23 protein-coding genes and 1 tRNA gene are annotated in these 23,176 nt (G+C 70.7%); 13 read left to right on the top strand and 11 right to left on the bottom strand.

All coding sequences use genetic code 11. The features are described from left to right. The first annotated feature begins 8 nt into the window (after positions 1 to 8). From AC2D80_RS02805 to AC2D80_RS02780, 6 genes are all read left to right on the top strand, one after another. Positions 9 to 1,016, top strand: coding sequence for a class 1 fructose-bisphosphatase (locus AC2D80_RS02805; RefSeq protein ID WP_484631456.1), 1,008 nt, complete (start codon positions 9 to 11; stop codon positions 1,014 to 1,016). A gap of 40 nt (positions 1,017 to 1,056) precedes the next feature. Continuing rightward, positions 1,057 to 1,132, top strand: a tRNA-Thr gene (locus tag AC2D80_RS02800). 149 nt (positions 1,133 to 1,281) lie between these two features. After that, a complete protein-coding gene (locus AC2D80_RS02795; protein WP_484631455.1) occupies positions 1,282 to 1,461 on the top strand; it encodes a hypothetical protein in 180 nt (59 codons plus the stop codon). Between the two features lie 227 nt (positions 1,462 to 1,688). After that, on the top strand, positions 1,689 to 2,747 hold the full coding sequence (locus tag AC2D80_RS02790) for a porin (RefSeq protein WP_484631454.1): 1,059 nt from the start codon (positions 1,689 to 1,691) through the stop codon (positions 2,745 to 2,747). Between the two features lie 150 nt (positions 2,748 to 2,897). Beyond that, positions 2,898 to 3,200: a c-type cytochrome gene (locus AC2D80_RS02785; protein WP_484631453.1), complete on the top strand. Its 303-nt coding sequence runs from the start codon at positions 2,898 to 2,900 to the stop codon at positions 3,198 to 3,200. An 11-nt stretch (positions 3,201 to 3,211) separates the two neighbouring features. Further along, entirely contained in the window at positions 3,212 to 4,492 is a 1,281-nt protein-coding gene (locus tag AC2D80_RS02780; RefSeq protein WP_484631452.1) for an FCSD flavin-binding domain-containing protein, read from the top strand. A gap of 52 nt (positions 4,493 to 4,544) precedes the next feature. On the opposite strand, the gene AC2D80_RS02775 is transcribed toward AC2D80_RS02780, so the two are convergent. Next, complete coding sequence (locus tag AC2D80_RS02775; protein WP_484631451.1) at positions 4,545 to 5,429, bottom strand: phosphoribulokinase; 885 nt, start codon at positions 5,427 to 5,429, stop codon at positions 4,545 to 4,547. 22 nt (positions 5,430 to 5,451) lie between these two features. Then, positions 5,452 to 6,519: a class 1 fructose-bisphosphatase gene (locus AC2D80_RS02770; protein WP_484631450.1), complete on the bottom strand. Its 1,068-nt coding sequence runs from the start codon at positions 6,517 to 6,519 to the stop codon at positions 5,452 to 5,454. A gap of 121 nt (positions 6,520 to 6,640) precedes the next feature. Between AC2D80_RS02770 and AC2D80_RS02765 the strand changes: the two genes are divergently transcribed. Beyond that, on the top strand, positions 6,641 to 7,576 hold the full coding sequence (locus AC2D80_RS02765; RefSeq protein WP_484631449.1) for a LysR family transcriptional regulator: 936 nt from the start codon (positions 6,641 to 6,643) through the stop codon (positions 7,574 to 7,576). Positions 7,577 to 7,614: 38 nt separating this feature from the next. Here AC2D80_RS02765 and AC2D80_RS02760 read toward each other — a convergent pair whose 3' ends face one another. Further along, positions 7,615 to 8,337 carry an HAD-IA family hydrolase gene (locus tag AC2D80_RS02760; protein ID WP_484631448.1) on the bottom strand — a complete coding sequence of 241 codons (723 nt, stop codon included), beginning with the start codon at positions 8,335 to 8,337 and terminating at the stop codon, positions 7,615 to 7,617. Positions 8,338 to 8,480: 143 nt separating this feature from the next. Here AC2D80_RS02760 and AC2D80_RS02755 point away from each other — a divergent pair, with 143 nt between their 5' ends. Continuing rightward, positions 8,481 to 8,726 carry a SlyX family protein gene (locus AC2D80_RS02755; protein WP_484631447.1) on the top strand — a complete coding sequence of 82 codons (246 nt, stop codon included), beginning with the start codon at positions 8,481 to 8,483 and terminating at the stop codon, positions 8,724 to 8,726. Between the two features lie 51 nt (positions 8,727 to 8,777). Here AC2D80_RS02755 and AC2D80_RS02750 read toward each other — a convergent pair whose 3' ends face one another. Continuing rightward, positions 8,778 to 9,560, bottom strand: a complete 783-nt coding sequence (locus AC2D80_RS02750; RefSeq protein ID WP_484631446.1) for a hypothetical protein — start codon at positions 9,558 to 9,560, stop codon at positions 8,778 to 8,780. 12 nt (positions 9,561 to 9,572) lie between these two features. Between AC2D80_RS02750 and AC2D80_RS02745 the strand changes: the two genes are divergently transcribed. Next, positions 9,573 to 11,963: an ATP-dependent DNA helicase gene (locus AC2D80_RS02745; RefSeq protein WP_484631445.1), complete on the top strand. Its 2,391-nt coding sequence runs from the start codon at positions 9,573 to 9,575 to the stop codon at positions 11,961 to 11,963. Between the two features lie 76 nt (positions 11,964 to 12,039). On the opposite strand, the gene AC2D80_RS02740 is transcribed toward AC2D80_RS02745, so the two are convergent. Together AC2D80_RS02740 and AC2D80_RS02735 are read right to left on the bottom strand one after the other, a co-directional pair. Further along, a complete protein-coding gene (locus AC2D80_RS02740; RefSeq protein ID WP_484631444.1) occupies positions 12,040 to 13,374 on the bottom strand; it encodes a DUF5666 domain-containing protein in 1,335 nt (444 codons plus the stop codon). Continuing rightward, positions 13,371 to 14,234: a DUF6502 family protein gene (locus tag AC2D80_RS02735; RefSeq protein ID WP_484631443.1), complete on the bottom strand. Its 864-nt coding sequence runs from the start codon at positions 14,232 to 14,234 to the stop codon at positions 13,371 to 13,373. The genes AC2D80_RS02740 and AC2D80_RS02735 overlap by 4 nt, the downstream gene beginning before the upstream one ends. Before the next feature lie 126 nt (positions 14,235 to 14,360). Here AC2D80_RS02735 and AC2D80_RS02730 point away from each other — a divergent pair, with 126 nt between their 5' ends. Then, positions 14,361 to 14,879, top strand: a complete 519-nt coding sequence (locus AC2D80_RS02730) for a hypothetical protein (RefSeq protein WP_484631442.1) — start codon at positions 14,361 to 14,363, stop codon at positions 14,877 to 14,879. 54 nt (positions 14,880 to 14,933) lie between these two features. On the opposite strand, the gene AC2D80_RS02725 is transcribed toward AC2D80_RS02730, so the two are convergent. Then, positions 14,934 to 16,238, bottom strand: coding sequence for a hemolysin family protein (locus AC2D80_RS02725; RefSeq protein ID WP_484631441.1), 1,305 nt, complete (start codon positions 16,236 to 16,238; stop codon positions 14,934 to 14,936). Between the two features lie 9 nt (positions 16,239 to 16,247). Here AC2D80_RS02725 and AC2D80_RS02720 point away from each other — a divergent pair, with 9 nt between their 5' ends. Then, positions 16,248 to 17,078, top strand: a complete 831-nt coding sequence (locus AC2D80_RS02720) for a symmetrical bis(5'-nucleosyl)-tetraphosphatase (RefSeq protein WP_484631440.1) — start codon at positions 16,248 to 16,250, stop codon at positions 17,076 to 17,078. Between the two features lie 18 nt (positions 17,079 to 17,096). On the opposite strand, the gene AC2D80_RS02715 is transcribed toward AC2D80_RS02720, so the two are convergent. From AC2D80_RS02715 to AC2D80_RS02700, 4 genes are all read right to left on the bottom strand, one after another. After that, positions 17,097 to 18,569 (bottom strand): DEAD/DEAH box helicase, encoded by a 1,473-nt coding sequence (locus AC2D80_RS02715; RefSeq protein WP_484631439.1) that lies wholly within the window; start codon positions 18,567 to 18,569, stop codon positions 17,097 to 17,099. A 136-nt stretch (positions 18,570 to 18,705) separates the two neighbouring features. Next, positions 18,706 to 19,812: a fatty acid desaturase gene (locus AC2D80_RS02710; RefSeq protein WP_484631438.1), complete on the bottom strand. Its 1,107-nt coding sequence runs from the start codon at positions 19,810 to 19,812 to the stop codon at positions 18,706 to 18,708. An 83-nt stretch (positions 19,813 to 19,895) separates the two neighbouring features. Next, the gene (gene dcd / locus AC2D80_RS02705) at positions 19,896 to 20,462 is read right to left on the bottom strand and encodes a dCTP deaminase (protein ID WP_484631437.1); all 567 of its coding nucleotides are present in this window, start codon (positions 20,460 to 20,462) and stop codon (positions 19,896 to 19,898) included. A gap of 48 nt (positions 20,463 to 20,510) precedes the next feature. Further along, positions 20,511 to 20,987, bottom strand: coding sequence for a hypothetical protein (locus AC2D80_RS02700; protein WP_484631436.1), 477 nt, complete (start codon positions 20,985 to 20,987; stop codon positions 20,511 to 20,513). Between the two features lie 207 nt (positions 20,988 to 21,194). Here AC2D80_RS02700 and AC2D80_RS02695 point away from each other — a divergent pair, with 207 nt between their 5' ends. Beyond that, a complete protein-coding gene (locus tag AC2D80_RS02695; RefSeq protein ID WP_484631435.1) occupies positions 21,195 to 21,779 on the top strand; it encodes a GbsR/MarR family transcriptional regulator in 585 nt (194 codons plus the stop codon). Between the two features lie 22 nt (positions 21,780 to 21,801). Next, positions 21,802 to 23,166: a cytochrome ubiquinol oxidase subunit I gene (locus AC2D80_RS02690; RefSeq protein WP_484631434.1), complete on the top strand. Its 1,365-nt coding sequence runs from the start codon at positions 21,802 to 21,804 to the stop codon at positions 23,164 to 23,166. The last annotated feature ends 10 nt before the right edge of the window (positions 23,167 to 23,176 follow it).

Here is a 23,176-nt window from a genome sequence, read left to right as displayed (position 1 = left end):
GAGCCTTCATGACCCAACGCATCTCCCTCACCCGCTACCTCGTGGAGCAACAGCGGCTCGATGGCCGCATCCCGGCCCAGCTGCGGCTGCTGCTGGAAGTCGTGGCCCGCGCGTGCAAGAGCATCAGCCAGGCCGTCAACAAGGGCGACCTCGGCGGCGTGCTCGGCACGGCGCAGACCGAAAACGTGCAGGGCGAGGTGCAGAAGCAGCTCGACATCATCGCCAACGAGGTGCTGATCGAAGCCAACGAGTGGGGCGGCCACCTCGCCGCGATGGCCAGCGAAGAAATGGACGGCATCTACGTCGTGCCCAACCGCTACCCGCAGGGCGAATACCTGCTGCTGTTCGATCCGCTCGACGGCTCGTCCAACATCGACGTCAACGTCAGCATCGGCACCATCTTCAGCGTGCTGAAGAAACCCGAGGGCAGCGCCGGCGTGAGCGAGCAGGACTTCCTGCAGCCCGGGGCGCAACAGGTGGCCGCGGGCTACTGCGTGTACGGTCCCCAGACGACGCTGGTGCTGACCGTGGGTGACGGTGTCGCCATGTTCACGCTCGACCGCGAGCAGGGCTCCTTCGTGCTGACGCGCGAAAACGTCCAGATTCCCGCCGACACCAAGGAATTCGCCATCAACATGAGCAACATGCGCCACTGGGATGCCCCGGTGAAGCGCTATGTGGATGAATGCCTGGCCGGCAAGGAAGGCCCGCGCGGCAAGGACTTCAACATGCGCTGGATCGCCAGCATGGTGGCCGACGTCCATCGCATCCTCACCCGCGGCGGCATCTTCATGTACCCGTGGGACAAGCGCGAGCCCAACAAGCCGGGCAAGCTGCGCCTGATGTACGAGGCCAACCCGATGGGCTGGCTGGTCGAGCAGGCCGGCGGCGCGGCCACCAACGGCCGCCAGCGCATCCTCGACATCCGCCCGACGCAGCTCCATGAGCGCGTCAGCGTGATTCTCGGCAGCAAGAACGAAGTCGAGCGCGTGACCGCCTACCACCTCGAGAACTGAGCACGACGCCCGGGCGCGCCTCGCTATAATGTGGGGCTTCGCCGGAATAGCTCAGTCGGTAGAGCAGCTCATTCGTAATGAGAAGGTCGGGGGTTCGATTCCTCTTTCCGGCACCAGACACGACCCCACCGCGGCCTGCGCCCCGGTGGGGTTTTTGTTGGGGCGAGCGGCCGTCCACCAGAGGCGCATGCCGATGTCCCCGGGCACCGCGGGGCCTCGCTGGCGCCGCTACGCTGCGCGGTTTGTTCCACCCTGGAGAACCGCCATGGACGATCCCCGCTGCTGCGGCACCGGCACCTGCATCATCAACGCGGAAGGTTATTGCTGGTGCGGCCAGCGCTGGGATGGCACGCGCATGTGCTTCCCCGACCCTGCGCCCGCCTCCGACGCTGAACCGGCGAACACCGCCGCCCCCGACCGGGACGCTCCCGCGGCGAACGGCTGACGCCCGTCTGCGGCCGCAATGCGCTCCGATTTCCGGAGCAAGCATTCATGACAGGCATATGAAAAGAACCACGCAGCATGTGCCTGTTGCAAATTGGGGAAGGCTTGCCCTTTTTCGGTGACTGTCACAAAGAACGCCGCTTGCTTTGCCCACAATGCGGCCCGTCACCTTGCATACCGCAGGGGGCAGGGGTTACCGCCCCGACCTCACTTCCTGGAGAAAACTCAATGAAAAAGAGCCTCATTGCTCTGGCCGTCCTGGCCGCTTCCGGCGCCGCGCTGGCGCAGTCCTCTGTCACCATCTACGGCCGTCTGGATGCCTCCCTGGGTTCCTCCAAGGTGGGCAACGTGGCCGCAGGTGTTGGCCCGGCCAGCGTGACCCAGCTGTTCAACAGCAACCTGACCAGCAGCCGCCTGGGCTTCCGCGGTACCGAAGACCTCGGTGGTGGCCTGAAGGCCATCTTCGCGATCGAGTCCGGCCTGCAGGTGGATGCCCCCGGCGCCACCACGCTGGGCGACCGCGCCTCGTTCATCGGCCTGCAGGGCGGCTTCGGTACCGTCAAGCTCGGCCGTCACGACACGTCGTTCGACGACATCCGTGACCTGAGCGTCGTGAACAACCTGTGGGACTCGACCCACCTGGCGCCCACCGAGACCATCTTCGGTGCCAGCGCCAACGGCGCCGTGCCGGCCTTCGCGGGCGTGGGCGGTGTGGCCGACTATGGCGACCGCGCCAGCAACCAGATCCGCTACGAGTCGCCGAACTTCAGCGGCTTCACCTTCGGCGCGAGCTACGCGTTCGACGAACTGGCGGCCCCGGTCAAGCAGGACATCACCGCCTTCAACCTGCGCTACCGCAGCGGCCCGCTGGACGTGGGCTACGGCTACCAGGAGAACAAGAACAACGGTGCCCTGGCCGCTGACGCCCTGGCCGACCGCGAGTTCAACACCCTGGCTGCCTCCTACAACTTCGGCGTGGCGCGCGTCTCCGGCGGCGTGCAGAACCTGAAGACCCGTTCGGGCATCAAGCAGAACGCCTACTCGCTGGGCGTGGTGGTGCCGGTCGGCACCGCGGTGGAACTGTCCGCCGGCTACGCGTCCGCCAAGGCCAAGCAGGCCGGCGTGACCACCGCCAAGGGCGCCGCCTTCTCGCTGGGCGCCACCTACGCGCTGTCCAAGCGCACCCGCGCCTATGTGGCCATGACCGACGGCGACGTCGAGAACGGCGTGGGCGTGACCCAGCGCGAGCGCAAGATCTACGCCGTGGGCGTGCGTCACGACTTCTGATCCCCGCGGATCAGCAGACCAGTCCTGAACTCTCCAAGGCTGGATTACAAAGCCACCGCCCCCGGGCGGTGGCTTTTTTTTGGCCCGCCGCTGCAGGCCTCGCGCTGATACAGTTCGGCCGTCTGAGACACACACCCGATGGAGAACCGGATGAAACGAACCCGATCCTGGCTGGCAGCGGCGGTGCTGCTGGCGGCGGCGGCCGGCGCACAGGCGCAGGTCAACCAGGTGCGCGTGTGGGCGGCAGCCTGCGCCAACTGCCACGGCACCGACGGCCGCGCCGAGCCAGGCATGGCGTCGCTGGCTGGCCAGAGCAAGGACGACCTGCTGCAGAAGATGCTGGACTTCAAGTCGGGCAAGCGCCCGGCCACGCTGATGCACCAGATTGCCAAGGGCTACACCGACGAGCAGTTGGCCGAGATTGCCGCGTACTTCGCGGCCCAGAAGAAGTGAGGACCGCCATGATGCAACGTCGAGGATTTCTGCAAACCGCGGGCGCCGGGACGGCGCTGGCGGGTCTGGGCCTGCTGACCGGCTGCGCCAGCATCGGCGGCACCGCGCCGAAGGTGGTGGTGGTGGGCGGCGGCTACGGCGGCGCCACCGCGGCCAAGTACCTGCGTCTGTTCTCCGAGGGCCGCGTGGACGTGACCTTGGTCGAGCCGAACGCATCCTTCGTGTCGTGCCCGATCTCCAACCTGGTGGTCGGCGGTCACAAGACCATGGCGGACATCACCGTGCCGTACGACAACCTGCAGCGCCGCCACGGCGTGAAGGTTGTGCGCGACCGGGTGGAACGCGTGGACGCCGAGAAGCGCACCGTCACGCTGGCCAGCGGCGCCACCCTGCCCTACGACCGCCTGATCGTGTCGCCGGGCGTGGACTTCATGTACGAGCGCATCCCGGGCCTGAACACCGCGGCCGCGCAGGAGAAGGTGCTGCACGCCTGGAAGGCGGGTCCGCAGACGATGGCGCTGCGTCGCCAGCTCGAAGCCATGCCCGACGGCGGCACCTACGCCCTGACCATTCCGCAGGCGCCGTACCGCTGCCCGCCCGGGCCGTACGAGCGGGCCTGCATGGTGGCGAGCTACTTCAAGGTGCACAAGCCGCGCAGCAAGGTCGTGATCTTTGATGCGAACGACGACCTGGTGTCCAAGAAGGGCCTGTTCACCAAGGCGTGGGACGAGCACTACAAGGGCATCATCGAGTACCGCCCCAAGCACAAGGTGATCGATGTCGACGCAGCGACCAACACGCTGAAGTTCGAGTTCAACGACGACTTCAAGGCCACGGTGGCCAACGTGCTGCCCGACATGCGCGCTGGCGAGATCGCGGTCAAGACCGGTCTGGCCACGGCGAACAACCGCTGGTGCGAGGTTGATTTCCTGACCTTCGAGTCGAAGGCGGTGAAGAACGTGCACGTGCTGGGTGACGCGATCCAGATCGCGCCGTTGATGCCCAAGTCCGGCCACATGGCCAACCAGCACGCCAAGACCTGCGCGGCCGCCGTGGTGGCGCTGCTCGCCGGCCAGGCGCCGCTGCCGCTGCCGCTGTACGCCAACACCTGCTACAGCTTTGTCACCGCCAAGGACGTCGTCCACGTGGCCAGCGTGCACCGCTACGACGCGGCGCAGAAGACGATGCTGGTGGTGCCGGGCTCCGGCGGTGTGTCGAGCGCGGCCAGCGAGCTCGAGGGCTTCTACGCGATGGGTTGGGCGCGCAACATCTGGGCCGACAGCCTGGGTTGAGCGAATCCCGGACCCACGTCTGCCCCGCAAGCCCCGCCCCGGCGGGGCTTTTTCATGCCGGCGCGAGGGCGCGGCGGCGGCGCTCCATCATCCGCCAGATGAAGGGCGTGAAGATCAGCTGCATGGCGAGTTCCATCTTACCGCCGGGCACGACCACGGTATTGGCGCGGCTCATCCAGGCGCCCTGGATCATGTTGAGCAGGTAGGGGAAATCGATGCCCTTGGGTTGCGCAAAGCGGATCACCACCATGCTCTCGTCGGCGGTCGGCACGTCGCGCGCAATGAAGGGGTTGCTCGTGTCCACCACCGGCACGCGCTGGAAGTTCACGTGGGTGTGCTGGAACTGCGGGCAGATGTAGTTCACGTAGTCCGGCATGCGGCGCAGGATGGTGTCGGTCACCGCCTCGGCGCTGTAGCCGCGCAGGTGTTTGTCGCGCCAGAGCTTCTGGATCCACTCCAGGTTGATGACCGGCACCACACCGATGAGCAGGTCGGGGTAGCGCGCGACGTTGACCGTGGGCGTGACCACCGCGCCGTGCAGGCCTTCGTAGAACAGCATGTCGGTGTCGGCCGGCAGCGGCTCCCAGGCGGTGAAGGTGCCCGGCGGCTGGCCGAACGGTGCGGCCTCGGCCTCGTTGTGCAGGTAGCGCCGTCGCTGGCCGGTGCCACCCTCGGCGTAGCTGCGGAAGAGCGCCTCGATGTCTTCGAAGCGGTTGGCGGCCGGCCCGAAGTGGCTGAAGTGCAGGTCGCCGGCGGCCTCGGCCTCGGCCATGCGCTGCTTCATCTCGGCCCGGTCGAAGCGGTGGAAGCTGTCGCCTTCGACCATCGCGGCCTGCACGCCTTCGCGGCGAAAGATGTTTTCGAAGGTGCGGGTGACGGTGGACGTGCCGGCGCCGCTGGAGCCGGTGATGGCGATGATCGGGTGGCGTTCGGACATGGCGGCAACACGGGGGTGGCGTTCAGGCCGCGTCGCGGAACAGGCTGCGTTCAGCGAACAGCGGCGCGCGGTCGGTCACCAGCGCGGGCTCGCGATGGTAGCGCTCGATGCGCTCGACCTCGTGGCGCGAACCGAACACCAGGCCGGTGCGCTGGTGCAGGTCGCCGGGCGACACCTGCAGCAGCGGGCCGTGGCCCGTGCTGGCGCGGCCGCCGGCCTGCTCCATGATGAAGCCGATCGGGTTGGCCTCGAACAGCAGACGCAGGCGACCGGCGTGGGCCGGGTCGCGGGCGTCGCGGGGATCGAGGAAGACGCCGCCGCGCAGCAGGATGCGGTGCGCCTCGGCCACCAGGCTGTCGATCCAGCGCAGGGTGAAGTCTTTGCCGCGCACACCGGGACGACCCGCCAGGCATTCGTCCACATAGCGCTTGATCGGCGCCTCCCAGCCGCGCGCGTGGGAGGCGTTGATGGCGAATTCGCCGGTGTCGGACGGCACGGTCATCCGCGGGTGGGTGAGCGTGAACTCGCCCAGCGTGGGGTCGAGGGTGAAGCCGTGGACGCCGCTGCCGACCGTGAGCACCAGCATGGTCGACGGGCCGTAGATCGCGTAACCGGCCGCCACCTGCTGCGCGCCGGCCTGCAGGAAGTCGGCCGCCTGCGCAGGCCGCCCGCCCGCACCCACCACCGCGGCCGGGGCCCGCAGCACGCTGAACACGCTGCCCACCGGGAGGTTGACGTCGCTGTTGCCCGACCCGTCGAGCGCGTCGAACACCAGCAGGTACTTGCCCCGGGCGTATTCGGCCGGGATGGCGCAGGGCTCGGCGCGTTCGCGCGAGGCCATGGCCGCGAGGTGGCCGCCCCACTCGTTGGCGCGCAAAAAGGCGTCCTGGGCGGTTTCGTCGAGCGCGGCCGGGGCGCGGTCGCCCTCATGCAGGCCGCCGAGCGCGCCGTGGGCCACGCGGCGCGCCACCGCCTTGCAGGCCAGCGCCACGTCGAGCAGCAGCGCGTTGAACTCGCCGCTGGCCTCGGGGTAGCGGCGGCGTTCCTCGATCAGGTATTGGGTCAGCGTGGAGCGACGGGACAGGGGCATGGCGGTCTCGGAAGGGGCGGGCGGCGGGCGTTTGTTGCAGCGCAAGATCGCCATGGTGGCGGCGGACTGCTATAAGCGCCAGTCAGACTTTCTTGACTTTCGATTCAGGGAAAACTGAACCATGAACCTGAGCTTCCGGCAATTGCGGGTGTTTCTGGAGGTGGCCCAGCGCGGCGGCGTGACCGCGGCCGCCCAGGCGCTGCACCTCACGCCGCCGGCGGTGTCGATGCAGATCAAGGAACTGGAAAGCCAGGTCGGCCTGCAGCTCTTCGACCGCCAGGGCCGCACGATGACGCTGTCCACCGCGGGCGAGTACTTCGCGGTGCATGCCAAGCGCATGCTGGCCGCGCTGCGCGACGCCGACCACGCGATGGCCCGCTTCAAGCGGCTGGAGCACGGGTTGCTCACGGTGGGCATGGTCAGCACGGCGAAGTACTTCGTGCCGCGGCTGCTGGCGGAGTTTCGGCGCGATCACCCCGGCATCGATGTCCGGTTGACCGAAGCCACCAACCGCGAGGCGCTGGTGCGACAGATGGAGGCCGGCGAAGTGGATCTGTCGATCATGGGCCGCGCACCGCCCGAGCTGTCGGCGCGCAGCGAGCCGTTTGCCGCGCACCCGCAGGTGTTTTTCTGCCCGCCCGAGCACCCGCTCACCGCCATCGGCCACCCGCCGCTCAAGGCGCTGGCCCGCTATCCGCTGATCGCACGCGAGACCGGCTCGGGCACGCGGGCGTCGATGAACCGCTTCTACGCCGACCACGGCCAGACGCCCGAGGTGGCGATGGAGTTCACCAGCAACGAGGCGGTGCGGGAGTCGGTGAGGGCCGGGCTGGGGATCGGCTTCCTGTCGCTGCACACGCTGGGCCTGGAGCTGCGGCTGGGCCTGCTGCTGCGGGTGGACGTGGAAGGCACGCCGGTGATGCGCACCTGGCACATCGTGCACCTGCAAAGCAAGGTGCTGTCGCCGGCGGCGGAGGCGTTCCGCTACTTCGTGCTGGAGCGTGGCGAGCCCCTGCTGGTGGAGCACGACACGCCGCTGCTGCGGCCGGCGGGCTGAAGGTCCCCGCCGTCGCGCCCCCCCCCGGCGCGGCGGCCTCAGGCGGCCACGCGCTGCGGCAGCCGCCAGTGGCGCAGGTCGTCCACCGTCACGCCATCCAGGTCGGGCAAGACGCGCAGGGCGCCGTCGAAGCGGTGGTGGGCGGTGAAGGCGGTGGGCGTGATGACCGTGGCCAGACCGGCGGCGCGTGCGGCGAGCAGGCCGTTGCGCGAATCCTCGAAGGCCACGCAGGCGCTGGCCGGCAGCGCCAGGTCGCCCAGCACCTGCTGGTACACCTGCGGATGCGGCTTCTTCACCGGCGAGGACGAGCCGTCGCCGATGGCGTCGAAGCGCAGGCGCCAGTCCGGGCCCATCACCGGGCGCAGCAGCGCAGCGATGTTGACCGGCGAGGTGGTGGTGGCGATGGCCAGGCGCAGGCCTTCGCTGGCGGCCTGTTCGATCAGTTCCAGCACGCCCGGGCGCAGGCTCACCCGACCGTCGAGCACCGCGCTTTCGTAGTAGGCGGTCTTGATGTCGTGCAGGCGGTCGAGCGTCTGCTGCACGGCGCCGGCGTCGAGCTCGCGGGTGTCGGGGCGCTGCTGCATCCACCAGCGCCGCAGCCGCTCCTTGCCGCCCGAGACCTCCAGCAGCCGGATGTAGGTCGGCTCGTCCCAGTGCCAGTCGAGGCCCTCCTCGGCAAACGCGTGGTTGAACGCCTCCCGGTGCACGCGTTCGGTGTCGGCCAGGGTGCCGTCGACGTCGAAGATCAGGGCTTGCAGCATGGAAGGCTCCTCAGTGGTGACATGACCGCCCCACTCTAGGCGCCGCACCGAGCCGCGTGAATTCACGATCCCTGCATGAACCCTTCAGCCCCGGCTGAAGGATGACCCCGCCCACCGGGCGTCATCGGGTGTCCAATCGGGGCATGGAACCCGACCGCGCCCCCTCGCCCGCCCCCGCCCACCCGACCGACGGCGACCGCCTGACCGAGCTGGAGATCAAGCTCAGCTACGCCGAAGACCTGCTCGACGCGCTCAACGCGCTGGTGGCGCGCCAGCAAGACCAGATCGACCGCCTGGCGCGCGAGGTGGGCGAGCTGCAGCGCCGCCGCAGCGACGAGGGCGCACCCGTGTTCCGCAGCCTGCGCGACGAACTGCCGCCGCACTACTGAGTTGAGGCTTCAGACCGGAGGCTTGAGACCTGAGCCCGGGGGCGGCGGTGGTCAGCCGTCCGCCGGCCGCAGCGGCGTTTGCGCGGGCTCATCGGGCGCTCGCACCGGCGTGGCGGCGGCCAGCGCCATCCACAGCGCGAACGGCAGCGCCGGCACCGCGCGGCGTGGCGCCTCGCGCAGCACCTGCGGCGCCCCGCTCTCCCCGACCAGCAACACGCCGCAGGCCGGCGGCACGTCGTCGGCGCCCCCGATCGGCCGGCCGCGCGCGTCGGTGCCCAACACGTACCAGCAGGCGCTGGCCAGCGCGAGGTAGGCCGCGTGCTTGGCCGGCCGGCGCACGTCGGCCAGCAAATCGGCCCGCCGGACCTTGATCTCGTGCACCTGCGGCTCCAACCAGTCGGGGCGGGAGCTGCGGCGGATCGAAAACACGTCCGGACACGCCACCACCCAGTCGGTGGCGCCGTCGCCGTGCGCTTCGGGGTGGCCTTCGGCGGCTGCCTCGCCGGCGCGCGGCAGCGGCGCGCGCAGCGCCAGCCCCGTCCAGGCCAGCCGCCCGTCGAGCACCAGCCGCTCGGCCACGCGCGCCACCAGCGCCTCGTGGGGCGTGCGCGCGGCGCGGTGGCCGCGGTGGGTGGCGGCAAGCGCGGCAATGCCGGCGTCGGTCAGGCGCAGCGTTTCGCGGCCGGCCTCGTCGAAACAGCGCTGCAGCAGCCCGCCGGCCAGCAGGTCCAGCTCCACCGGGTCGTGGCTGGGCCAGCCCGCGCTGCGGTGGATGGCGCGCAGGCGCTGCGCGTGGCGCCGTTCCAGCGGCGCGACAATCGGAGCACTGTTCATTTGTCCAGCATGATGCCGTCCGCGTCCCCGCCCGTCGAGACCCCACCCGCCCCGCGCGTGGCGGTGCGCACGCTGTGCGACTTCGCCGCCCGCCACGGCGACCTGGACCTGCGCCACACGCCGGGCCCCACGGCGGCGCAGGGCGTGGCGGGCCACGCACTCGTCACCGGCCGCCGCGGCCCGGGCTACGCGCGCGAGGTGACGCTGCACGGCGTCTGCGAGGGCCTGTGGCTGCACGGCCGGGCCGACGGCGTGGACACGGCGGCGCGCCGCGTGGAGGAAATCAAGACGCACCGGGGCGATCCGGCGCGCCTGAGCGACCACGCCCGCCAGCGCCACTGGGCGCAGGCGCGGGTGTACGGCTGGCTGCTCGCCGCACAACACGGCTGGGACGCGGTGGTCGTGGCGCTGGTCTACCTGAACATCGACACCGGCACCGAGACCGTGCTGGAAGAAACCCGCCCGGCCGCCGAGCTCGCCGAGACGGCCGCGGTGCTGTGCCGCCGCTACCGCGACTGGGCGGCGCAGGAGACCGCGCACCGCGCCGCGCGCGACGCCGCGTTGCGCACGCTGGCCTTTCCGTTTCCGGCCTTTCGCGACGGCCAGCGCGCGCTCGCCGAGGCGGTGTTTCGCACCCAGCGCGCCGGCCGCCACCTGCTGGCCCAGGCCCCGACCGGCATCGGCAAGACCGCCGCCACCCTGTTCGCCGCGCTGCGCGCGCTGCCCGAAGCTGGCGGTGACCAGCTGCTCTACCTGACCGCGCGCACCACCGGGCGCGCCCCGGCGCTGGCTGCCCTGCGCCGGCTGGACGCGCGGCCGCTGCGGGTGGTGGAGCGCGTGGCGCGCGACAAGGCCTGCGAGCACCCCGACGCCGCCTGCCACGGCGAGTCCTGCCCGCTGGCGCGCGGCTTCTACGACCGCCTCCACGAGGCGCGCGCGGCGGCGGCGCAACGCGGCTGGCTCGACGCCGACTCGCTGCGCGCGGTCGCGCGCGAGCACCGCGTCTGCCCCTACTTTCTGGGTCAGGAGATGCACGCCTGGGCCGACGTGGTGGTGGCCGACGTGAACCACTACTTCGACGCCCACGCGCAGGCGTGGGCGCTGTCCCAGGCGCGCGAATGGCGGTTGCACCTGCTGATCGACGAGGCCCACAACCTGGTGGAGCGCGCCCGGCGCATGCACAGCGCCACGCTGGAGCCCGCGCGCTTTCTGGCGCTGCGCCGCACCGCGCCGGCCGGTCTGCGCCGCGGCATGGACCGGCTGCACCGCGCCTGGGGCGCGCTCGCGCGCGACCTGCGCGCCCCGTGGCAGCCGCTGGACGCACCGCCGCCGGCCCTGCTGCAGGCGCTGCGCGCCCACGTGGGCGAGCTCAGCGATGCGCTCGGTGGCGCGGCGGGTGACACGGTGGGCCACACGGCGGATCAAGCCGCCGGCGCGGCCGGCCCCGGGAGCGCCGCCACGGCCGCGTGGCAGGACTGGCTGTTCGAGGCCCTGGCCTTCCTGCGGGTGGCCGACGACTTCGGTCCGCACGCCGCGGCCGACCTGGAGGCCCGCCCCGGCCGCGGCGGCCGCCCGGCGATCGCGCTGCGCAACCTGCTGCCCGCGCCGCTGCTGGCGCCGCGCTGGACCGGCGCGCACAGCGCCACGCTCTTCTCCGCCACGCTCGCGCCCATGGACCACGCGGCCACCCTGCTCGGCCTGCCGCCCGACGCCGCGCGGACCGACATCGGCTCCCCCTTCTCGGCCGACCAGCTGCGCGTGCGCATCGCGCCGCTGTCCACGCGCTGGGCCGACCGGGCCCGCACCCGGGACGCGCTGGTCGACCTCATCGCCACCGAACTGCGCCGATCCCCCGGTAACTACCTCGCTTTTTTCAGCAGTTTTGACTATCTCCAGCAAGTCGCCGACGCGCTGCAGCGCGCGCACCCGGACATCCCGCTGTGGCAGCAGTCGCGCCACGACGACGAAGCGGCGCGCGCGGCTTTCCTGGCGCGTTTCACCCCCGACGGACACGGCGTGGGGTTCGCGGTGCTGGGTGGCGCCTTCGGCGAGGGCATCGACCTGCCGGGCCGCCGTCTGGTGGGCGCCTTCGTCGCCACGCTGGGGCTGCCGGCGGTGAACCCGATCAACGAACGCTTGCGCGAACGGCTGCACGCGCTGTGCGGCCACGGCTTCGAGCACACCTACCTCTACCCCGGTCTGCACAAAGCCGTGCAGGCCGCCGGCCGCGTGATCCGTACGCCCGAGGACCGCGGCACCGTGTGGCTGATCGACGACCGCTACGCCCGCCCGGCGGTGCGCGCCCTGCTGCCGGCGTGGTGGCGGGTGGAAGGGCCGGGGGAGCATCTGGCCGACGAACCGCCCGCCACACCGCCAGTCAAGCCGCCAGGCCCGGGCGGATAGGGCGAACGCGCGCGGCACGCGAACGTGGCCCAGGAAGGTGACGCGCGGGGGTGACGCGCCGGGATTGGCCGGCGGGTCAGCCCTTGCCGCCGCGCCCCCGGCCGCGTCCCTGGCCGGAACTGCCGCTGCCGCTGTCGCCGCCCGAGGTGCCGGAGCCGCTGCCGGAGCTGTCGCCGCCGGAGCCGCTGCCGCTGCTGCCGCCGTCGTCACCGCCGCTCTCGCCGTCGCCGCCGCGGTTGCGGCCGCGGCGACCACCGCCATCGTCGCCGGCCTCGCCGCTGCTGCGCGCGCCGCGGCCGCCCTCACGGCCCAGCGACAGCTCGGACGCCACCCAGCGCGCCTGCGGGTCGCGGCGGGCGCTCACCTGCACCGGCTGGCCTACGCGCAGGGCCTGCAGCGTGCCGCCGAGTACGCGCACATCGTCCGCCAGGCGCACGGTCTCATAGCCCAGGCGCAGGCTCTGGCCGTCCAGCCCCACCACGTAGCCCTGCAGCACCACCCGCTCCGGGTCGCCCAGCGCGCGGCGCGTCGGCTGCGCCACCACAACCGCCGCGAGCAGGCGGTGGCCGTCCCAGGCGCCGCGCACCAGCGCTTCCTCCCCCGCCGCAGGCAAGGTCTGGCCCGGCGCAAGGCGCAGCGGCGTGCCACCCACGCGCCAGTCCCCGGCCTCGTCGCGCACCACCGGGCCCAGGCTTTGGGCCGGCGGCAGGCCCTCGGGCGCCAAGCGCTGCACGCGGGACGCCCGGACCTCGCCGGCGGCCCCGCGGTGGCCGCTGGCGCGCACCCAGTCGCCCGGTCGCAGGTCCTTCAGATCGGCCCGCGCCAGCACCAGCACGCGCTGCCCCAGCACACGCAACTCGCCGCGCGGCGCATCGATCGCGTCCACCGGGCCGACCACCGCGTCCAGCACCGCGATGCGCCGCGCGCGCACCTCGGCGCCGCCGCCGCTGGCCTGCACCGCCACCAGCTGGCCGACCGCCAGCTCGCGCAGGCTGCTGGCGCCCGCGCCGTCGCGCTGCACCGGCGTGTCGGGCTCGACCTCCACCTCCACGCCATTGACGCAGACGCTGGCAAAACCGGTCACCACCCCGACGATGCCGGTGCCGCCCAGACCGGGCGGTCCGCCCTGGGCCACGCCGGCCGGACGGCCGGTGCCGCCGATCCCGCCGGGGCTGGCCTGCGCGGTTGCGCCGGTGCCGCCCAGGCCGGTGGGGGCGAGCGGAGGCGTCAGGGCCGGGTTGATCGGCGAGGCCACCGCGCAGGCCGGTGCCGGCCGCGCCGCGGGCACGCGCGCGTCGCCGGCGCCGGGCCAGCCCGGCAGGGATGGCCACGACACCGCGCAACCCGCGAGGCTCACCGACAGGCTCCACAACGCCAGCAGCCGGACGCTCCGGCGATGGGCCAGTCTCATGGGTGCTCCTTGGGAGGCGGCTGTTCGGCCGGCTCGCTGTACCAGTAAATGCCCAGCGTGAAGCGCTGGCGTGGGGAGCCGTCCGCACCGACCGCCGACGCGGCGGCGTCGGCCGTCTGCGCGGCCTCATTCACCGCCAGCAGCGTCTGCATGGCGCGCTCGCGGGCCAGCGCCTGCAAGGCCGCCAGGTCGTCGGGACTCAGGCCGTCGGCGTGCACGCTGCGGTCGAAGAACGGCGCGCCGCCGAGCAGGTTGTGGCTGGCCGCGGCGGCGTGGTCGTGGAGTTGGCGCACGAAGTAGGCGAGCTTGTCGTCGTCGCCGCGGGCGGGGGCCAGCGCGCCGGTGTTCAGGCAGACGCGACCCGCCTCGTCGAGCGTGGCCAGGCCGCGGTCGAGCCAGTCGTCGAGCAGCACCCGCGGGCGGATGTCGGTGCTGATGCCGGCGACCAGCGCGTCGAACGAACGCCCGTCGGCCGCGCTGCGGGGCAGCGCCCGCGGCGCCCCGTCGTCAGTGCGCCACGCCGGATCGCCGAGCCAGCGCGCCACCACCTGGGAGGTCAGCGTCACGACGGGCGGCACCGGCGGCACCGCGTCGTCCGGCGCCGCCGCCTGCGCGCGCAGGCGGCTCACGTCCTTGCGGTGCACACCGCTGAGCAGGCTCACGCGGCTGTCGGTGGGCGCCGCGCCGTCGAGGCGGAAATCGCGGTCCGCGACCTCCACGAACAAACCCTTGAGCAAATCGGCCAGATAGGGGTAGGTGATGCCGCGCGCCACCATCAGCCGCACCAGCGGCCGCAGCACACGGCGCAGCCCCGCCACCAGCGCGGGCGGCGGTTCGGGGGACGGCAGGGGCGACGGCATGGTGATACGGATGGTAACGCGAAGTTGTGGGAAAAATGCCCACAACCCATAGACGTGGGATTTTTTCCCACACATAATCGGATCGTGGGATTTTTTCCCACATCCTCAACACCACCGGAGAACACCATGCGCCCCACCCCGTCCCGCCGCCCTGTGCTGGCCACTTTGCTCACCGTGCTCGTCCTGTCGCTGGGAACGGGCATGGCCTTCGCCAAAAACGGCGGTTCCGGCGGCGGTTCCGGCGGCGGTGGGGGTGGCTCCGGCGGGAGCGGCTCCAGCGGTGGTGGTGGCGGCAAAGGCGGCTCGTCCGCCGGCAGTTCGTCGTCGTCGGGCGGCGCGTCCGGCAGCGCCTCCTCGTCGGGCCAGGGCCGTGGCCGGGGCGGCGACAGCGCCGGCGACAGCGGCAGCGATGGCGGTCAAGGCCGCGGGCGCGGCCGGGGCCGCGGCGGTGACGACGGCGGCGTGGCCACCGCCGGCGACGACAGCGGGGCGGGCCGCCCCCGCGGCGCCGATGACAGCGGGGCCAGTCGGACCCGCGGCGCCGATGACAGCCCCGGCGACGCACGCCGCAGCCGTGGCGCTGACGACGGCCCGGGCCACACCCGCCGCAGCCGCGGCGCGGACGATGGCCCGAACCACCAGTGATGGAACCGACGGCGGCGCCACCGGGTCCGGCGGCGAGCCCGGCGGCGGGATGGCTCAGCCGTCGGCAGGCACGGGCTCGTCGGGCAACCGGGTGATCACCACCCGGTCGATGCGCCGGCCCTCCAGCGCCTCCACCTCAAAGCGCCAGCCGGCGCCGTCCACGTGGTCGCCGGCGGCCAACAGGCGGCCGGCGAGCGTTTGCATCAGGCCGGCCACCGTGTTGTAGCGGCCCCGGTCTTCGTCGGGGAGCGCGTCGATGTCGAGCCGGGCCTTGAGCTCGGCCACCGGCATCGCGCCATCGACCAGCCAGGCACCGTCGCCGCGGCGCGTGGCCCATTCGTCCACCGGCGTCTGCGGCTTGAGCTCGCCGGTGATGGCCTCGAGCATGTCCAGCGGCGTGAGCAGCCCCTGCACCACGCCGTACTCGTCCACCACAAACACCATGCGCGTGGCGCGCGCGCGGAACTGCTCCAGCAGCTCCATGCCGCTCAGGGTTTCGGGCACAAACACCGCCGGCTGCGCGTGCAGCGCCACGGCGCCGGTCACGCCGTCGGCCTGCAGCGCCAGCAGCCGCGGCAGGTGCACCACGCCGACCACATCGTCCAAGCCACCGCGACACACCGGGTACCACGAATGGCCCGTAACCGAGGCCTTGCGCACGGCGGTGTGAATCTCATCCTGCGCGTCCAGCCACTCAATGTCGGCGGCCGGGATCATGATGGAGGTGAGCTGCCGGTCGTCCAGCCCGAACACGTTGCGCACCATCTGGTGCTCGTGCGCCTCGATGATGCCGGCGTCCACGCCCTCTTCCAGGCTGGCGTTGATCTCTTCCTCGGTCACGTGCTGCACCGCGTTGGCGTTGATGCGCAGCACCTTGAGCATCGCCTGCGTGGTGTGGGTGAGCAGCCAGACAAAGGGCTTGGCCGCGCGGGCCACCCAGGCCATGGGCCGCGACACCACCCGCGACACGGCCTCGGGATACAGCTGACCGATGCGCTTGGGCACCAGCTCGCCAAACACGATCGTGATGAACGTGATCGTCACCACCACGATGGCGGTGGCCATGACATTGGCCGTGGTTTCGGTCAGGCCAAAGCCTTCCAGCCAGAACCCCAGGTCATCGCTGAACGCGGCCTCGCCGACGATGCCGTTGAGCATGCCGATGGAGGTGATGCCCACCTGAACCGACGACAGGAATTGCGTCGGGTGTTCCATCAGCTCGAGGGCGGTGCGCGCGCCCTTGTCGCCGGCCTCCGACATCGCGGCCAGCCGGGCCTTGCGGCTCGACGCGAGCGCCAGCTCCGACATGGCAAACGCGCCGTTGAGCAACGTCAGCAGGGCAATCAGCAGGATGTCCATAATTTCCGCATGTCAATGTATCTGATCGGTGATGTGCAGGGCTGCCATGAGGCCTTGGACCGGCTGCTCGCCGAGGCGGGCTTCTCGCCCAGCCGCGACCGCGCCTGGCTGCTCGGCGACCTGGTCAACCGCGGCCCCGATTCGCTGGCCACGCTGCGCCGCGTGCGCGACAGCGATGGCGCGCTCGACGGCCTGCTCGGCAACCACGACCTGCACCTGCTCGCGGTGGCGGCGGGCATCCGCCGCCCGCACCGGCTCGACACGCTCGACGCGCTGCTGGACGCGCCCGACCGCGAAAGCCTGCTGGCCTGGCTGCGCGAGCGTCCGCTTGCCCGGCGCGAACGCGGCTGGCTGCTGGTGCACGCGGGCGTGCTGCCGGCGTGGGACGGCGCGACCGCTCTGTCGCTGGCCGGTGAGGTGGAGGCGGTGCTGGCGGGCCCGGACTGGGCCGGTTTCCTTGCCCACATGTACGGCAACGAGCCCGCGCGCTGGGACGACGCCCTGCGCGGTGCCGACCGGCTGCGCGTGATCGTGAACGCACTGACGCGGCTGCGCTTCTGCACGCCCGACGGCACCATGGAATTCGCCACCAAGGACGGCTCGGGAGAGGCGCCGCCGGGCCATGTGGCCTGGTTCGACGCGCCCGGGCGGCGCAGCGCCGGCGAACGCATCGCCTTCGGTCATTGGTCGACGCTGGGCGCGGTCACACGCGACGACCTGCTCGCGCTGGACACGGGTTGCGTGTGGGGCGGCTGCCTCACGGCGGTCGCGCTCGACGAGGACGGCGCGGTGCGTGAGCGGGTGTCGGTGCGCTGCCCGATGGCGCAGCGCCCGGGATAAGCTGGGGTCCACGGCCGCTCAGGCGGCCGGGGTTTCCGGCGTGGGCCGCTTGAACAGCGCCGGGACCTTCTTGCGCGTCTTGATGTTGGGCGACAGGCGCGCCACCGGCTTCTGGCCGGCTTCCCAGGCCGGGGGCGGCGCGTCGTCGGGGCGGCTGGCTTCGTACGGACGGTCAAACAGGGGATCGGCCGGCGCGCGCGGGGGACGGGCCGGCCGCGACGACCAGCGGGTGTCGTCGCGCTCGGCGGGCCGGTCGGGAGCGCGTTCGGCGCCACGGTCGGCGGGCCGATCACCGTCGCGGCTCCAGGCGCGCTGACCGTCGTTGAAGCGGCCCGCCGGACGCCGGTCGGCCTCCAGCTCGAGCGCTTCGATTTCAAGCTTCTTGCCGAGCAGCTTCTCGATGTCGCCCACCAGGCGCGCGTCCTTGCCGCTGACGAAGGACACCGCCAAGCCCGAGGCGCCGGCGCGCCCGGTGCGACCGATCCGGTGCACGTAGTCCTCGGCGTTGAACGGGATGTCGAAGTTGAACACCGCCGGCACATCCTTAATGTCCAGACCGCGGGCGGCCACGTCGGTGCAGACCAGCAGGTCCACGTGGCCCTGCTTGAAGGCGTCCAGCGCCTTGAGCCGCTCGTCCTGGCTCTTGTCGCCATGCAGCGCGGCGGTGTTCAGGCCATCGCGCTCCAGCGAGCGGGCCAGCCGCGCGCAACCGAGCTTGCTGTTGACGAACACGAAGGCCTGCTTGATGCCGCGCTCGCGCAGGATCTGGCGCAGGGTGGCGCGCTTGTCGTCGTCGTCGACGCGGTAGAAATGCTGCTCGACGGTGGATGCCGTGGCGTTGGAGCGCGCCACTTCCACGGTGATCGGGTCTTGCAGGTAGCTTCCCGCCAGGCGCTTGATCTCGGGCGAGAAGGTGGCCGAAAACAGCAGCGTGGTGCGCTGCTTGGGCAGGTAGCTCAGGATGCGCTGCAGGTCCGGCAGAAAGCCGATGTCCAGCATCCGGTCGGCCTCGTCGAGCACGACGTATTCGACCTGGTTGAGCACGCAGTTCTTGGCCTCGATGTGGTCCAGCAGGCGGCCCGGCGTGGCCACCAGCACCTCCACGCCCTTCTTCAGTTCGGCGGTCTGCGGCTTCATGTCCATGCCGCCGAAGACGACCGTGCTGCGCAGCTGGGTGTACTTGGCGTAAAGCTTGATCTGCTCGGCGACCTGGTCGGCGAGTTCGCGCGTAGGCAGCAGCACCAGCGCCCGCACCGGGTGGCGCGCGGGCGAGGTGGAGGCGTTTTCGTGCTTGAGCAGGCGCTGCAGCAGCGGCAGGCTGAACGCGGCGGTTTTGCCGGTACCGGTCTGGGCGGCGCCCATGACGTCACGGCCGGTGAGCACCTGCGGGATCGCCTGGGCCTGGATCGGCGTCATCGTCTGGTAGCCCATTTCGGCCACCGCGCGCGCCAGGGCCGGCGCCAGGTTCAGTTCGGAAAAGGATTGGGTCATTGCGGTCACGGTTAGCCCCGTATTGTCGCACCCGGGCCACCGACGGGGCGCACCGCCGGGCGACCACGGTCGGCGGCGCTGCACCAGCGCTCGAGCGGCCCCGCGGCAGGGCGCACACGCACCGCAGCGCGCGCCCTCACCCTGACGCGGGCACGGCGGCGTGGCCCGGGGCGGTGGCGCGGCCCTGGAAATCGGTCCAGCAGCGGCGGCTGAAGTCATAGAGCTTGCAGCGCCGGGCGGTGTCGAAATACCAGCGCCAGCTGAATCGCTGCACCGTGATGCGGCCCGGCAGCGCGTCTTCCAGCAGCCGCTGCGCGGGCGCGAGCCGGTACAGCGGGATGCTCATGTCCACATGGTGCGCCGTGTGTTCCATGATGTGGTGCAGCCAGGCGCCCCAGCGGCCGGGGAAGGTGAGGTGCACGGTGGTGGACACGAACGGCGCGGCGCGCGACCAGGCGGCCTTGTCGTCGTGCCAGGCCACGGCGGTGTGGGTGTGGTGGACGTAGACCACGAAGCCGATCATGGCGTTCCAGAACACGAAGGGCAGCACGAAGCCGACGCCCACGAGCAGCCATGGCGACTGCCCGGTCACGTCGGCGAGCGCCGCGAGGGCCGCGATCCACAGCACGCCCGTGGCCAGCGCGACCGCGCTGTCGCGCGTGAATTCAGCGCGGCGCGTCGGCATGGCGCTGGCGCGCGGGAAGAACATGCGGCGCCACCATATCTCCAGAAAGTAATACAGCGCCGGCCCCCAGCCGCTGCGGTAGAGGCGCTCCAGCGCGCGCCGGTGCGGCGGCAGCGCCCGGTACTCGTCCAGCGTGAGCGGCGCCCAGACGAAGTCAACGCCCTTGAGGTTGGTGTAACCGTGGTGCACGACGTTGTGACCGACCTCCCACAGGCTGTAAGGCGTGAGCGAGGGCAGGAAGGCCAGGCGACCCAGCCAGCGGTTCAGGCCGCGGTGCGGGGTGTAGCTCTGGTGGCAGGCGTCGTGGCCGATGATGAACAGCCGCCCGATCCAGAAGCCGGCGGCCAGGCCACACAGCAGCTTGGCCGCCAGCGCCTCGAACAGGACGGTGCCGGCGATCAGCGTGAGGAACACGGCGAAGTCGGCCACCAGCAGGGCCACGGCGCGCGCAGTGGCCCGTTCGGCCAGGGGCGTGAGCCAGCCGCGGATGACCTTGCGGTGGGGCAACGGTTCGCCGGCGGGCACCGGCGTGGGCAGGGAGGGCGGGTTGCGTGACATGGGCGCGCATCCTACGGACGCGCGGTCCGGGGCGGCTTGACGTGGGTCAAGCCCGGCGCCGGCAGGTCGGCCCGCCGGGCGGATCAGGCCTTGGGCAGCGTGACCCCGACCTGTCCCTGGTACTTGCCGCCACGGTCCTTGTAGGACACGTCGCAGACCTCGTCGCTCTCGAAAAACAGCACTTGCGCGCATCCCTCGCCGGCGTAGATCTTGGCCGGCAGCGGCGTGGTGTTGCTGAACTCCAGCGTCACGTAGCCTTCCCATTCGGGCTCAAAGGGCGTCACGTTGACGATGATCCCGCAGCGCGCGTAGGTGCTCTTGCCCAGGCAGATCGTCAACACGTTGCGCGGGATGCGGAAGTACTCGACCGTGCGCGCCAGCGCGAAGCTGTTGGGCGGGATGATGCAGACATCACTGTGGATGTCCACAAAGCTCTTCTCGTCGAAGTTCTTCGGGTCCACCACCGTGCTGTGGATGTTGGTGAACACCTTGAATTCCGGGGCGCAGCGGATGTCGTAGCCGTAGCTGCTGGTGCCGAAGCTGATCACGCGGCGGCCATCGACCTCCCGGACCTGTTTCGGCTCGAACGGCTCGATCAGGCCGTGCTGCTCGGCCATGCGGCGGATCCAGTGGTCGCTTTTGATGCTCATGGGCCGGGATTGTAGGCACGGGCTGCCCCGGGCAGCCACGCAGGGTTGTCACTTCGAAGATGCCACGCCAGCGGGTTCCGTGCCGAGCGCTGGCGTGCCCTCTTTCTCCGCGGAGCGGTCGAACACCAGGGTTTTGCCAAACACCAGCTGCATCCAGGTGGGGTAGGTGTAGGCCGTGCCTTTGTTGTGGTCGATGATGGCCCCGATCCCACCGCCCAGGATGATGTTGCCGAACATCCCGCCGTTGGCTCGCGAGATAGCGCGCGCGGACGCGTCGGGGTTGTCGGGGTGGCGGCAGACGATGTCGAGGTCCTTGCTGGACCGCCGAACCAGCGAGGTGTCACCCGATTTCAGCGTGATCGAGCCGTAATCGTTGGTGAGCTTGCACTCCGCACCCGACACGAGCTGGCCGTCGGCCGTCTGGGTGTCGACCTTGACCGGATGGCTGGTGTCGTTCACGACGGAGGCACAGCCCACCGTCCCCAACGTCAGCGCCACGACGGCCGCGGCAGAAAAAACGCGCATAAGAATTCCCTATTAACAATCGGACCGGCAATGTAGCTGGACGTTTCACGGCAACACCCAAGACCCGGGTCGGGCTGGACCGGTGGCCGATTCCGACGCGCGGACGGCGACCGGGACCACGCCCACGGCATGCTCGGGAAAACCCCAGGCCAAGCCTGAATTTTCAGTAATTTCTGAAAATTCAGGCTTTCCGGTACAGTGCGCGCCATGCCGCTGCAAGACCATCTTCCTGCGCTCAACCGCGAATTCGTGGCCCATTTCGGCGAAATGGGCAGCCGGTGGGGCATCAACCGCACGGTGGGGCAGATCTATGCCCTGCTTTATCTGTCCCCCGAGCCGCTGTGCGCGGACCAGATCGCTGAAACGCTGGAGTTTTCGCGCTCCAACGTCAGCATGGGTCTGAAAGAACTGCAGGCCTGGCGGCTGGTGCGGCTGCGCCATTTCGCCGGCGACCGGCGCGAGTTCTTCGAGGCACCGAGCGACGTGTGGGAGATTTTTCGCGTGCTGGCCGAGGAGCGGCGGCGCCGCGAAATCGAGCCCACGCTGTCGATGCTGCGCATCGCGCTGCTGGAAACCCCCAAGACCGACGCCGAGCGTCACGCGCAACAGCGCATGCAGGAAATGCACGACCTGATTGACCGGCTCATGACCTGGTTTGACGATGTGCAGAAGCTCGCGCCGGAGACCGCGATGCAACTCATGGGCATGGGCGCCACGGTGACGCGGGTGCTCGAACTCAAAGACCGCCTGACCGGCCGCAGCAGCGCCAGCCGGAGCGACAAAGCCGCCTGATTCCCTTTCGACGACCGACGCCATGGACCTCGACACCCTGCTGCTCTCGCGCATCCAGTTTGCGGCCAACGTGAGCTTTCACATCCTGTTCCCCACCATCACGATTGCGTTGTGCTGGTTTTTGCTGTTCTTCCGCATCCGCTTTGTGCAGACGCGCGATCCGGCCTGGGAAGAGGCCTACTACTTCTGGACCAAGGTGTTCGCGCTGACCTTCGCGCTGGGCGTGGTCTCGGGCATCGTGATGAGCTTCCAGTTCGGCACCAACTGGCCGGGCTTCATGGAAAAGACCGGCAACATCTCCGGCCCGCTGCTGGGCTACGAGGTGCTCACGGCCTTTTTCCTGGAGGCGAGCTTTCTGGGCATCATGCTGTTTGGCCGCGGCCGGGTGAGCGAGCGGGTGCACCTGATCGCGACCTCGCTGGTGGCGTTCGGCACGACCATGTCGGCCTTCTGGATCCTGAGCCTGAACTCCTGGATGCAGACGCCCGCGGGCTATGAAATCGTCAACGGCGAGTTCATGCCGACCGACTGGCTGGCGATCGTCTTCAACCCCTCCTTCCCCTACCGGCTGTCGCACAAGCTGCTGGCCTCGGCGCTGACCGCCTCGTTCCTGATCGCGGGCCTGTGCGCCTGGCAGCTGATCAAGGGCAGCGCCACGCGGGGCACACACAAGGCGCTGCGCGCCGCTGTGTTCACCGCGGTGGTGGTGATGCCGATGCAGTTTCTGGCCGGCGACCTGCATGGCCTGAACACGCTGGAACACCAGCCCGCCAAGGTGGCCGCCATGGAAGGCATCTGGGAAACCGAGCGCGGCGCGCCGCTGACCCTGTTCGGCATCCCGGACGAGGAAGAAGGCACCACCCACTTCGCGGTCAAGATCCCGAAACTGGCCAGCCTCATCCTGACCCACGAGTGGGACGGCGAGATCAAGGGCATCAACGAGTTCAAGGGCGAGCACCCGCCGGTGGCGCCGGTGTTCTACGCGTTCCGTGTGATGGTCGGCGTGGGCACGATCATGATGCTGGTGGCCGCGTGGGCCGCCTGGCGGCTGTGGCCGCAGCGCCGCGCCAGCGAAACGCGCCTGAGCCGGCCGCTGCTCTGGACGCTCTCGGGCATGGCCTTCTCCGGCTGGGTGGCCACGCTGGCCGGCTGGTACGTCACCGAGATCGGCCGCCAGCCCTTCGTGGTGTACGGCGCACTGCGCACGGCCGACGTGGCCACGCAGATTCCGCCGCCCTATGTGGCCATCACGCTGACCGCCTACCTGATCGTCTATGGCCTGCTGCTGGTGACCTACATCGGTGTGCTGAAGTACATGGCCGAGAACCCGGTGAAGCACGCGCCGGTGCCGGTCAGCGGCGCCGAGCTGGGCAAGGCCGGCGTCTGAGGAGCATGCG

The sequence above is a fragment of the Hydrogenophaga sp. T66 genome (assembly GCF_057219855.1).
Note: the sequence above shows the minus strand (reverse complement) of the source record. Positions and strands in the feature narration are given on the sequence as shown.